Consider the following 12,462-nt stretch of genomic DNA (forward strand, 5'->3'; position numbering starts at 1 on the left):
AGTGTTCACAAAAATTGTTAATTTTGGAAAAAAATATTTACTTTTATAAAAAATTTAAAACAATGAAAAAACTTATAATTACTTTAGTTTTTGCATCGGCTTTTACAGCAGTAAATGCTCAAAGCGAAGCAAAAAAAGAAATTGAAACTGAAAAGTACAACAAATGGTCTATCGAAGCTTCAGGTGGAGTTAGCAAGCCATTAAACAAACAAGGATCTGCATTCGGATTCGTAACACCATTTACAGTTGATCTAGGAGTTAGATACATGATCAACAATAAATTTGGTATTAAAGGAGATCTTGGATACAACGCTTTAAGCGAGAAAAGCGGAACACCAGATTTTGAATCAAGATACTACAGAGGAGATTTGCAAGCAGTTGCTAACTTAGGTAGAATTATGAGTTTTGAAACTTGGACAAATACTATCGGATTATTAGGTCATGGTGGTGTTGGTCTTGGAATGGTAAGACAAGGTGATACTAAGGACTGGGTTGGAAACGGAATCTTAGGATTGACTGCTCAAGTTAAATTGTCTGATCATTTTGCATTTACTCTTGATGGAAGTGCTATCTTGAATGTTAGACAAAACTTAAACTTTGATGCTTCTACAGGTGTTGGAAGACAATACGGTGGAATCCTTAATGGAACAGCTGGTATTACTTACTACATTGGTAAAAACACTAAACATGCAGACTGGATCGTTCTTGACGTTACTAATGGTTTAGAAGCTAGAGTTTCTGAATTAGAAGCAATGAACTTAGATACTGATAAAGATGGTGTAGTTGATTATTTAGATCTTGAGCCAAACACAATGTCTGGAGTAATGGTTGACGGTAAAGGTCGTGCTATTGATGCAAACAATAATGGTATTCCTGACGAAATTGAAAAATATATCGATAGTAAATACAAAACTGGAAACGGTTCTGGTATCAGCGATGACACTATCAAAGGTTTAGTTAATGGTGGATATGTTGGTGTATTCTTTGATTTTAACAAATCAACTCCAAACACAGAATCTACAGATGCTTTAGCTTATGTATTAACTTACTTAAGAAACAATCCTTCAGCTACAGTTGACATTATCGGTCATGCTGACGAAATTGGAAGTACATCTTACAACAATAACTTATCTTCTGCAAGAGCAAATAACGTTAAACAAACTTTATTGAAATCTAATGTTGCTGCTTCAAGATTAAATGTTGTTGCTGCAGGTGAAGATACTTCAGTAAATGTTAACTCTGATGCTGCTAGAAAACTAGTTAGAAGAGTTACTTTCTTTATCAAATAATAATTTAGTTCTATAAATAGAAGCTCCAAAGGGAAACCTTTGGAGCTTTTTTTTTGTAGCACGATGATAATCTGCGTAAACTTTACAGTCTAAACAATTGTTTAGAAATAAGTTTCAAGACTTATTATGTAGATATATGTTAGTAGTTATAAGTTACCTATAGTTTGATAATGAAGACTATATAAAAAGCCAATCTAGTGACAAATGCTAGATTGGCTTTTTTAGCTTATCGTAATGAAGTAATTCTATTTCCCCAATAATAACACTTCAGAGATTACCACCTCTGTAATGTAACGTTTCTCCCCATTTTTATCATCATAAGATCGATGCGTCAATTTACCTTCGACTGCTATTTCTTTACCCTTGGTTACATATTTCTCTATAATTTCTGCCGTTTTACCCCAGGCTACTACTTTATGCCATTGTGTTTCCTCTACCTTTTCTCCTTTTTCATTTTTGTAATGATCATTTGTAGCTATCGTAAAGTTTGCTAATTTTCTCCCTCCTTCAAATGTTTTGATTTCTGGGTCATTTCCTAAGTGTCCTACTAATTGTACTTTGTTTTTTAATGAATTCATGGCGTATATATTTAAGGTTAAAATTATGATGATCTGTTCGTTCAAATCAACGGTACAAAGGTGCGACAGCTTCATTAATCTATTCGGTTAGCATTCAATTACTTTCGGTTGTAAATATTTGTAAACGTTTGTAAACGGATACGTATTTTTTGTATCTTAGCATAAATCAAGAAAGTATATGCAAGCAGAAATTAATAAAGTTGAATTAAGAAATTTAAAAATAGAAGATTATAAAGAGTTGAAAAAGTCTATGATGGATTCCTATCCTGAAATGGCGGACAATTACTGGAATGAAACACAAATAAAAAAGTTATTAAAAATATTTCCAGAAGGTCAATTGGTTATTATCGTAGATGATGTTGTTGTCGGTTCTGCATTATCCCTTATCGTAAATGAGGATTTAGTCGATAAGAATCACAATTATGCGCAAATAACTGGACAATATACTTTTTCGACTCATACCTACAAGGGTGCCGTTCTCTATGGTATCGATGTTTTTGTACACCCAAAATACCGCGGTTTGAGACTAGGCCGCAGAATGTATGACGCTAGAAAAGAAATTTGCGAACAGTTCAACCTTAAATCAATAGTTTTTGCAGGAAGAATCCCGAATTACGGGAAGTACGCTCAAGATTTATCTCCTAAAGAATATATTGACAAAGTAAAAAGAAAAGAGATACACGACCCCGTACTTTCTTTTCAATTGAGTAATGAATTTCACGTTATGCGAATCATGAAAAATTATTTGCAAGGAGATACAAAATCAAAAGAATTTGCTGTATTACTGGAGTGGAATAACATCTATTATGACGATAGTCCAAAAATAATAAATCAAAATAAGAGTGTAATTCGTCTGGGTTTAATTCAATGGCAGATGCGTCCTCTCAAAGATTTAGATGCATTATTTGAGCAATCTGAATTTTTTATCGATGCAGTATCCGGTTATGGAAGCGACTTTGCCGTTTTTCCGGAATTATTTATCGCTCCTTTGATGGCAGATTACAATCATTTATCAGAAGCTGATGCTATACGCGAATTGGCAAAATATGCCGAGCCAATAAAGAAACGTTTTCAAGAGCTAGCAATTGCTTACAATATCAACATTATTACAGGAAGTATGCCTCACCTAGTTGATGGCACTTTGTATAATGCTGGTTTTCTATGTAAAAGAGATGGTACAAATGAAATGTACACCAAAATACACATTACACCTAATGAGGTATTTCACTGGGGTATAACAGGAGGAGATATAATTCAGACTTTCGACACGGACTGTGGTAAGATTGGAATTATAATTTGTTATGATGTAGAATTTCCAGAACTCTCCCGATTGATGGCAGATGAAGGTATGAATATACTATTTGTTCCTTTCTTAACCGACACACAAAATGGCTATACACGTGTAAAACATTGTGCACAAGCGAGAGCCATTGAGAATGAATGTTACGTAGCAATTGCAGGTTGCGTTGGTAATCTACCCAAAGTAAACAATATGGACATTCAATATGCACAAACAGCTGTATTTACACCATCTGATTTTGCTTTTCCAAGTAACGGGATTAAAGCAGAAACAACTCCTAATACAGAAATGACGTTAATAGTAGATGTTGATTTGGACCTTTTGAAAGAATTACACGAACATGGAAGTGTAAAAATATTAAAAGACCGCCGTCACGATTTATATAAGATAAAGAAAACTAAAAACTAAACTATGAAAAATTGTTTAGAATGTGGTGAAAAAATCATTGGCCGAGAAGATAAAAAGTTCTGTAGTGATGGCTGTCGTAATGCTTATAACAATAAGATCAATAAGGATAGTAATAACTACATGCGTAATATTAATAACAAGTTACGAAAAAACTATCGTATTCTTTCGAGTTTAAATAAAGATGGAAAATCAAAAACAACGAAATCAAAATTATTGAGTTTGGGTTTTGACTTTGACTATTTCACTAATATTCTCAACACAAAAACAGGAAATACTTACTATTTTCTGTATGATCAAGGATACCTGCTCCTAGAAAATGATTTCTTTATGTTAGTCAAAAAAGACATTTAATTCCACTACCCAATCATGATAAAAAAGTTTAGCTCTTTGATTTCTGTTCTGATACTGTCTATTGTTTTAGGAATAATGTATTATAGTATTATGCCACGTACAGGTTCTGAAACGAAAGTACCTTTGGTTGAATTCTCTTCTCAAAGAGCATTTAAGCAAGTACAAGCTATTTCTAAGCAACCTCATTTTGTGGGTTCAGAAAATCATGAAATAGTTGCTCAGTATTTACAGCAGGAGCTTCAACAGCTAGGATTAAAAGTGAGTTTGCAAGAAGGCTATACATTGACAGATTGGGGGAATTTGGTCTATTCCAAAAATATAATAGCCCGTATTAAGGGAACTAATTCAAACAAAGCACTACTATTGCTTACACATTATGATAGCGCGCCTCATTCGGCTTCATTTGGTGCTAGTGACGCAGGATCTGGTGTAGCAACAGTACTAGAAAGTTTACGTGCTTTTCTACATTCTAAAAAAGCACACAAAAATGACATCATATTACTATTCACAGACGCAGAAGAACTGGGATTAAACGGAGCAGCTTTGTTTGTAACCAAACACAGATGGGCAAAAGAAATAGGACTAGCACTTAATTTTGAAGCTAGAGGTACATCTGGACCAAGTTATATGTTGATGGAGACTAATAAAGGAAATGCAGGTTTGGTAAATGAATTTGCCAATGCAAATGTTCCTTTCCCAGTTTCCAACTCACTGATGTATAGTATTTATAAAATGCTTCCCAACGATACCGACTTAACAGTTTTTAGAAAACATGGAGAAATTCAAGGTTTTAATTTTGCATTTATTGATGGTCATTATAATTACCATACTGCGCAAGATGACAGTCAGCACCTAGATATAAATAGTCTAGCGCACCAAGGTTCTTACTTATTGCCATTATTGCACTACTTTTCTAATGCTAATTTAAACGCTACAAATTCGCTTCAAGATGATGTCTATTTTAGCTTACCATTTAGTTTCATACATTATCCATTTGATTGGGTGCAGCCCATGTTATTTGTAGCAATTGGCTTAACTATAATTCTGGTTTTCTTCGGAAAAGTAAAACACATCTTAAATTTCAGATCCCTACTTAGAGGATTCTTGCCTTTACTTGCTAGCTTACTTTTATCAAGTACTATTGCCTACTTTGGATGGAAAGCATTATTATCATTTTACCCACAGTACAACGATTTACTCAATGGTTTTACATATAATGGCCATGACTATATCATTGCATTTGTATCATTAACATTGGCTATATGCATGTTATTTTATACACTATTCTCAAACTCAAAAAGCACTGTCAGTAACTGGATTGCCCCATTAATACTCTGGATCATAATTAATGCCGGAATAGCATTTTATTTACAAGGTGCTGGATTTTTAATACTACCTGTATTTTTTGGACTTTTTGGTTTGTCCTACTACATTATAAGTCAGCAAAATAATCGCTGGCTGAATTTAATTATGTGTTTGCCGGCAGTACTAATCATTATCCCCTTTATTTATATGTTCCCCGTTGGACTGGGCCTTAAAATGCTAGTAGGCAGTAGCGTTTTGACTGTTTTACTATTTGGGCTTCTACTTCCTATCTTCGAATCGTTTTCAAGAAAGGGAATATGGTCGATATTATTTTTGATTATTTCGATCACGTTTTTTGTAAAAGCACACTTTCAATCTGGCTATGAAAAAGGAATGGCAAAATCAAATAGCTTGATTTATCTCTATGATGTAGATGCCAAAAAAGCATCTTGGGTGACCTACGATAAAAACTTGGACGACTGGACAAGAGGCTATTTGGGAAACAACCCCAAAGAAACACATTTACAAGATGAAATCCCTTTGTTTAGTAAGTACAACAGTATTTTCACCTATGCGACAGAAACAGCAATTCGAAAAATACCAACTCCCAAAGTTCTATTTCTCAAAGATAGCTTGACAGATAATTTGCATTATTATAAAATTAAAATAAACCCTAGTCGTAAAGTGAATCGATATGATATCTATGCAGATGAAAAAATGGAGTTTTACAACTTTAAAGCCAATGGAGTTTCTCAATTAGAAGAGACAACAAACAAAATGAGTCGTAACGGAAAGAAAATTTTGAGTTATTATGTGGTAAACAATCAACCCCTTGAACTAGAATTCACAATAAATCGCTCAACCGTTTTTGATATGTGTCTTCTGGAAAGTTCATTCGATTTACTAAAAAATCCACTATTCGCCGTACAACCAAGAGCCGACTGGATGATGCCAACACCTTTCATTCTTAATGATGCCGTCTGCATCAAACAGATTATTAAACCAAGCCCAATTGCAATAGAAATACCAAGCACAAACGATGATTCTATAATCAATACTTCAAAAAAAAATCAAATTATACAAACTAGCCAACCTTAAAACAGTAAATTATATCTATTGCGACTTAATAAAATCTACAAGGTTTTTTAATACCAAAAGAAAGATGTACCTTTCCTAATCAATTTTCCTGATTATGAAAGACTTAAACAGCTTGAATAAAAAGTCAAAAGCCGCAATGGTTCTAATTTTTGTATCCATATTACTCTTATTGAGTAATTATTTCATTGGGCAGAATTCGAAAAAAACAAATGAAAGTATTAAGGCGATTTACAACGATCGATTAATGGTTAGCCATTATATTTTTCAATATAATAATACGATTCATAAAATTAAAAACACTGCTCTTCAAACTAACATTGACAACGACGTTAAGAGAAATGAAATCGCTCAACGCTTAGAGAATATAGCAATTTTAGACAAGAAATATTTAGCTACAGTTTTAACTGCCGAAGAAAAACAGCACTTTAATACATTTCAAAACCAGTCAAAAATCTTAAAAAAATTAACGGATAATAACCAGTGGGTACAATTAACAACAAGCATCAATCAAAGCCTGCATACTTTGACGCTTTTATCTCAGGTACAAATTGATGAGGGCAAAACGGAACTGACAACGGCCAACACTTTGCATAGTGGTAACCAAATATTTGCGCAGTTTGAAGTAGGATTACTTATCGTCCTCGCATGTCTATCTGTTTATTTACTAGTGCTAAAAAAAATGAAATTCAAAATCAAAATTCCAGAAGCACCGAGTATGAATTGATTTTATTAGGAGCTTAATCCTGCTATTCGCTTCAATCTTTTGCTTAAGAAAAAAAAGCAAAAGGATTTCCACTGCTATCAGGGCTAAATATTAGGTAAAGAAGATATTTCAATATTTCGACACATCCCTTCGATCATCAGATTAATACCAATTCTTAACAACTTTTCTTTTCATAAAACTTATTTTCAGTTAATCAATCTACCGAAATTGTATTTAAATAATCAGATCTTCAAAAATTTGGTGCCCACTTATTGCAACAGAACTTCAATTTAATTTACTTTTGTAAAAAACAAAAAGGCATTTACAAATGGTACAAATAAGTATTTTGGGTTGCGGATGGCTAGGACTTCCTTTGGGAGAAAATTTAATGCAGAGTGGGTTTATTGTAAAAGGATCTACAACTACATCTGATAAAAAAGAAATATTAGAAACTAGCGGAATCCCCCACTACTCTATTGCCTTAGACCCCGAAATAATACCAGATGAATTACCAAAATTCTTAGAAGGAAGCAGCATTTTGATAATTGCGATTCCACCAAAATTACGCGGAAAAAACAAAGACTACTCAGATGCTAACAAGAATTCATTTGTAAAAAAAATAGCATCCATTCTACCAACTGTCGAAAAATCAACTGTTGACAAAATCATTTTTATTAGTTCGACAGCCGTTTATGGCGAAGCTAATACAACTGTAACCGAGGCTTCAAAACCAATACCGGTAACTGAAAGTGGCAAACAGTTACTTGAAATCGAAGAGCTTTTATTAAATAATAAAGATCTTAAGACAACTATTATACGATTTGGCGGATTAATAGGACCCGATCGAAATCCTGCACGCTTTCTCGCGGGGAAAGAGAATGTTTCCAATCCTGACGGACCTGTTAATTTGATACACTTAGAAGATTGTATTGGTGTAATAAAGATGATAATTAATGATAATATCTGGAATGAACGCTTAAATGCTGTGGCACCAAATCACCCTACTAGAAAAACGTATTACACAGAAAAAGCATTGGAACAAAACCTCATCCCTCCTACTTTTGACGAAACTACAGAGTCTGTAGGAAAAACAATAGCTTCTGATAAGCTAATACAGCAGTACAACTATACTTTTACGCAACTTACTTTATAGTGATCACAAAATTTAAAAACGGAATTTCGTCAAAGATTTCTCTTATCGGTTTACCTATTTTGGCAATGCTTTGGGTTGGTTTTTTCTGGGGGACTACTTGGATAGCATCCAAAGAAGGTGTACGTTATATTCCAGCGATACAAATGGTAGCCACTCGCCAATTCTTGGCTGGGTCAATTTACATTATCTATTTTTTAACCACTAAGAAACCATGGCCTAAAGGTAAACAATGGAAAACCATTATTATATTGGCAATACTTAATTTTACATTTAGTAATGGCTTAAGTACCATTGGAGTGAAATATATCAGTAGTGGATTAGGATCTATAATTTCTGCTATTTTCCCTATTTGGGTTGTCATTATCTCATTCTTTAAAGGAGAGAAAATTGCTAAGCTAGCCGTAACGGGATTACTGGTAAGTTTTGCAGGTATCTGCGTAGTTTTTTACGAACATTTAAGTGATTTCTTAATACCCGATTTTAGACTCGGAATTCTATTCTCGGTAACAGCAACCATAACTTGGGCTTTTGGAACTTTGTACGCAAAGAAGAAAGCAAGCAATTATGATCCCTATTTTAGTTTAGGGTTTCAAATGTTTATTTCTAGTCTGATCTTATTTACATACAATGGCGCTACAGGAACATTTGTAAGTCTGGTTGAAATTCCGGCAATTACTTGGTTTGCTATAGGCTATCTCGTAATTATAGGATCGCTGGTTACTTTCACAATCTTCATTTATTCTTTGCAACATTTGCCGCCAGAGGTAAGTAGTCTATACGTTTATATCAATCCAATTGTAGCTATACTTTTAGGATCAGTAATATTTGATGAATCACTAACTTTTCCTATTATTCTGGGCGGAGCAGTTACCTTACTAGGTCTATTTATCGTCAATAAGTCGCTGCGACAATCTCGTAAGAACATGAATATTTTGATAAAGTAAAAGTCAAAAATAAAGCCCAACAATTATAAAATTGCTGGGCTTTATTTATTTCAATTCAGTATTTTATTCTACCATATTTTAACTCTCTTATCAGGAGCTATGTACATACCATCTTTATTTTGAATGTTGAATGCATCATAAAATGCATCTACATTTTGCAATGGCACATAAGCACGATACATTGCTGGAGAATGTGGATCGGTTTTAACTTGGTTTTTAATCGCTTCATCACGCGATTTTGTGCGCCAAATTGTAGCCCATGAGATAAAGAAACGTTGTTCTGGTGTATAACCTTCGATCAAACCTGGATTTCCGTTTTCTTTTAAATACAATTGCAAACCGTCATAAGCTGCATTTACACCTCCTAAATCTCCGATATTTTCACCCAAAGTAAACTTACCGTCAACAAAAGTTCCCGGTAACGGTTCCAATGCACTGTATTGGTTTGCCAAAGCAGTCGTTAGCTCAGCAAATTGCTTCGAATCTGTAGCAGACCACCAGTCAATCAAATTACCATCAGCATTATAACGTGATCCAGAATCATCAAAACCGTGCGAAATCTCGTGACCAATCACCGCTCCGATTCCTCCATAATTTAAAGCTTCGTCTGCCTGATAGTTGTAGAAAGGAGGTTGTAGTATAGCTGCAGGGAAAACGATTTCATTGTAAGATGGGTTATAATAAGCATTCACAGTTTGTGGTGACATTCCCCATCTTGTTTTATCAACTGGTAAATCTAAATCAATCAAATCTTGCTCAAATTTCCATTTTTGCAAATTTTTCATATTATTAAAATAAGTCCCACCCTCTTCAGGTTTGCTAATAACTAAAGCAGAATAATCTTTCCACTTATCTGGATATCCTATTTTAATCTTTGATTTATTTAATTTTTCGATGGCGCTCACTTTTGTCTCTGGAGACATCCATGCCAATTTATTGATTCGGTTTTCAAAAGCAATGAAGATGTTCTTGATCATCTTTTCTGCTTTCGCTTTCGCTTCGGCAGGAAACTTTTTCTCTACATATAATTTACCTAACGCCTCACCAATAGTAACGTTTATCACTTGCAAAGCACGTTCATCACTTGGTCTTTGTTTTAGAGCGCCGGTTAATGTTTTACCATAAAACTCAAAGTTGGCATCTTCGATCGAAGTAGATAAAAAATTGGAAGACTTATTCAACAATACCCAACGCATGTAACTTTTCCATTCTTCGACTTTATTTTCTTTCAAAATAGTTTCAAAAGCAGCCATGTATTTCGGCTGTGAAACGATTAATGAATCGGTATTCTTCAGGCCTATGGTTGAAAAATAACTTTTCCAGTTCATAGATGGAGCTAATTTTTGCAAATCAGCAATAGACATCGGGTTGTACGATTTTCTTCTGTCTCTTCTTTCCACTCTGTCAAATCTAGGTTTTGACATTGCAATTTCAAGAGCCAAAATTTGTTCAGCATGAATTTTTGCCTGTGCTGGCTTCTCTCCAAGAAATCCTAGCATTTTAGCAACGTGTAGCACATACTTCTCTCTTTTTTCTTTAGAATCAGCATCTTCGGCAACATAATAATCTCTATCGGGCAATCCAACAGAACCAGGTCCTATACTCACAACATTTCTATTACTGTCCTTAGCATCCGAGCCAATATTAACGTTGATAAAACCTATTCCACCGACCGGCTCCATCTCAGCCAATAGTGCTTGTAATTCTTTTTTTGTTTTTACCGCATCAATTTTTTTCAAATACGGTTTTAGAGGAGCAATTCCCATTTTATTGCGACCTACCGTATCAAGAATCGTTTGATATAAGCCAATAGCTTTACCTTGATCTGTTGTAGAATTGTACTTTGGATTGTTTAAAGCCTCCTTTAATATTATTAAGGCATCCATATCTGTATTTTGTCTTAACTCATCAAAGCTTCCCCATCGAGTACGATCAGATGGAATTTCAGTATTTTTAAACCAGATACCATTTACAAACATATTAAAATCATCACCTGGCTTAATACTCTTATCTAAATTAAGACTACTTTTTGCCTGAACTTTACTCATAGGAGTATCTTGGGCATGCAATGTCGACATTGCTTGCAGTGTAAGAAATGCATACGCAAATTTCTTAAAAAAAGATTTTTTCATATAAAATGATAAATTGAATTAGTAGTGACAAATTTATTTATTAAAATGTAATAAAATCATAAAACAATCAAAAAGCTATGATTAATGCAAATAAAACAAAAAATCATTTCGTATTTTTGTGAAAAAAAAGTATGCCTTCATTATTTCGCAGATACCGCATTTTTATTGGGATTTTTATTATTTTTTCGGCAATAACTTTATTTTTATTTTATGGTGCATTAAAACCAAAAAAAGTACTTCCTATTTACAATCCTTCAGATGTAAATCCAGAATTAGTAGATAGCACTATTCAATATGTGAGCAAATACCACACCATAGCCGATTTTTCTTTCGTAAATCAAAATGGAGATACTATTACTCAAAAAGATTATGAGGGTAAAATTTACGTCGCAGATTTCTTTTTTACAACTTGCGGCTCTATATGTCCTAAAATGTCCAGAAATTTGTTTGAAGTTCAAAAAGTAATTTTAGACAATCCTAAAGTGATGCTTTTGTCACACACTGTATTTCCAGAAACTGATAGTGTCCCTGTTCTAAAAAAATACGCAATTAAATACGGTGTAAAAGACAGCAAATGGAACTTAGTCACGGGATCTAAAAAAGATATTTACACGATGGCAAGAAAATCCTATCTTGCTGTAAAAATGGGTAAACCTAGCGAATTATTAGACATGGTTCATACTGAAAACTTTGTTTTGGTCGATGAAAAAAGACGTATCCGTGGCTTTTATGATGGTACGAAGGAAGAAGAAATTCAGAGACTGATAAAAGACATCAATTTCTTGAGCGGTGTAGACGAGGAATAGTTTTATATCTATCAGTATCAAATTTCAGATTATGCACTGCTTCTAGAAATTTACCTCTATCAAGAGAGCAAACAAAAGCTAAAAAATTACAAATATCATTCGTATTCGTTTTATAATATGTATTTTTGCAATCTTAATTCAATCTAAATAAGCCTTGCGTACCACAATTAATTCCCTTAAAAAAGGCGAAAAAGCCATTATCAAAGATTTTGATATTGATATCATTCCGTTAAAATTACTTGAAATGGGATGTTTGCCTGGTAACATGGTCGAATTGCTGCAGATTGCTCCTTTTGGCGATCCTTTATATTTGGACATCAATGGCTCACATCTTGCCATTCGTGTCGAAACTGCTGCAGAGATTGAAGTTGAATTAGTCCAAATCAAGCTTTAAA

Annotated in this window: 11 protein-coding genes; 9 read left to right on the forward strand and 2 right to left on the reverse strand. The window is 33.8% G+C overall.

Annotation, left to right across the window (positions count from 1 at the left end; translation table 11 throughout):
- Nucleotides 1-62: 62 nt before the first annotated feature.
- Complete coding sequence (locus LXH21_RS04960; protein WP_239863134.1) at nt 63-1,289, forward strand: OmpA family protein; 1,227 nt, start codon at nt 63-65, stop codon at nt 1,287-1,289.
- A 245-nt stretch (nt 1,290-1,534) separates the two neighbouring features.
- Here the strand turns inward: LXH21_RS04960 and LXH21_RS04965 are convergent, their stop codons facing one another.
- Entirely contained in the window at nt 1,535-1,867 is a 333-nt protein-coding gene (locus tag LXH21_RS04965) for a single-stranded DNA-binding protein (RefSeq protein ID WP_239863135.1), read from the reverse strand.
- A 178-nt stretch (nt 1,868-2,045) separates the two neighbouring features.
- Between LXH21_RS04965 and LXH21_RS04970 the strand changes: the two genes are divergently transcribed.
- The 6 genes from LXH21_RS04970 (at nt 2,046) to LXH21_RS04995 (ending at nt 9,129) form a co-directional block, all read left to right on the forward strand.
- On the forward strand, nt 2,046-3,575 hold the full coding sequence (locus LXH21_RS04970; RefSeq protein ID WP_239863136.1) for a bifunctional GNAT family N-acetyltransferase/carbon-nitrogen hydrolase family protein: 1,530 nt from the start codon (nt 2,046-2,048) through the stop codon (nt 3,573-3,575).
- 3 nt (nt 3,576-3,578) lie between these two features.
- A complete protein-coding gene (locus LXH21_RS04975) occupies nt 3,579-3,926 on the forward strand; it encodes a hypothetical protein (protein WP_239863137.1) in 348 nt (115 codons plus the stop codon).
- Nucleotides 3,927-3,941: 15 nt separating this feature from the next.
- Entirely contained in the window at nt 3,942-6,329 is a 2,388-nt protein-coding gene (locus LXH21_RS04980; protein ID WP_239863138.1) for a M28 family peptidase, read from the forward strand.
- 94 nt (nt 6,330-6,423) lie between these two features.
- A complete protein-coding gene (locus LXH21_RS04985; RefSeq protein WP_239863139.1) occupies nt 6,424-7,053 on the forward strand; it encodes an MCP four helix bundle domain-containing protein in 630 nt (209 codons plus the stop codon).
- A gap of 307 nt (nt 7,054-7,360) precedes the next feature.
- Entirely contained in the window at nt 7,361-8,185 is an 825-nt protein-coding gene (locus tag LXH21_RS04990; RefSeq protein WP_239863140.1) for a Rossmann-fold NAD(P)-binding domain-containing protein, read from the forward strand.
- On the forward strand, nt 8,185-9,129 hold the full coding sequence (locus LXH21_RS04995) for a DMT family transporter (RefSeq protein ID WP_239863141.1): 945 nt from the start codon (nt 8,185-8,187) through the stop codon (nt 9,127-9,129). Before LXH21_RS04990 ends, LXH21_RS04995 begins: the two co-directional genes overlap by 1 nt.
- A gap of 68 nt (nt 9,130-9,197) precedes the next feature.
- Here the strand turns inward: LXH21_RS04995 and LXH21_RS05000 are convergent, their stop codons facing one another.
- The gene (locus LXH21_RS05000) at nt 9,198-11,261 is read right to left on the reverse strand and encodes a M13 family metallopeptidase (protein ID WP_394799566.1); all 2,064 of its coding nucleotides are present in this window, start codon (nt 11,259-11,261) and stop codon (nt 9,198-9,200) included.
- Between the two features lie 131 nt (nt 11,262-11,392).
- Between LXH21_RS05000 and LXH21_RS05005 the strand changes: the two genes are divergently transcribed.
- Both LXH21_RS05005 and LXH21_RS05010 read left to right on the forward strand, forming a co-directional pair.
- Nucleotides 11,393-12,067: an SCO family protein gene (locus tag LXH21_RS05005; protein WP_239863143.1), complete on the forward strand. Its 675-nt coding sequence runs from the start codon at nt 11,393-11,395 to the stop codon at nt 12,065-12,067.
- Nucleotides 12,068-12,221: 154 nt separating this feature from the next.
- On the forward strand, nt 12,222-12,461 hold the full coding sequence (locus LXH21_RS05010; RefSeq protein WP_239863144.1) for a FeoA family protein: 240 nt from the start codon (nt 12,222-12,224) through the stop codon (nt 12,459-12,461).
- Nucleotide 12,462 lies beyond the last annotated feature (1 nt).

Origin of the sequence: Flavobacterium algicola, from assembly GCF_022399565.1 — a bacterium.
Taxonomy (GTDB): Bacteria; Bacteroidota; Bacteroidia; order Flavobacteriales; family Flavobacteriaceae; genus Flavobacterium; species Flavobacterium algicola.

Coding starts and splice junctions, on each gene's coding strand:
- LXH21_RS04960 (WP_239863134.1), top strand. CDS start 63: ATGAAAAAACTTATAATTACTTTAGTTTTTGCATCGGCTTTTACAGCA.
- LXH21_RS04965 (WP_239863135.1), bottom strand. CDS start 1,867: ATGAATTCATTAAAAAACAAAGTACAATTAGTAGGACACTTAGGAAAT.
- LXH21_RS04970 (WP_239863136.1), top strand. CDS start 2,046: ATGCAAGCAGAAATTAATAAAGTTGAATTAAGAAATTTAAAAATAGAA.
- LXH21_RS04975 (WP_239863137.1), top strand. CDS start 3,579: ATGAAAAATTGTTTAGAATGTGGTGAAAAAATCATTGGCCGAGAAGAT.
- LXH21_RS04980 (WP_239863138.1), top strand. CDS start 3,942: ATGATAAAAAAGTTTAGCTCTTTGATTTCTGTTCTGATACTGTCTATT.
- LXH21_RS04985 (WP_239863139.1), top strand. CDS start 6,424: ATGAAAGACTTAAACAGCTTGAATAAAAAGTCAAAAGCCGCAATGGTT.
- LXH21_RS04990 (WP_239863140.1), top strand. CDS start 7,361: ATGGTACAAATAAGTATTTTGGGTTGCGGATGGCTAGGACTTCCTTTG.
- LXH21_RS05000 (WP_394799566.1), bottom strand. CDS start 11,261: ATGAAAAAATCTTTTTTTAAGAAATTTGCGTATGCATTTCTTACACTG.
- LXH21_RS05005 (WP_239863143.1), top strand. CDS start 11,393: ATGCCTTCATTATTTCGCAGATACCGCATTTTTATTGGGATTTTTATT.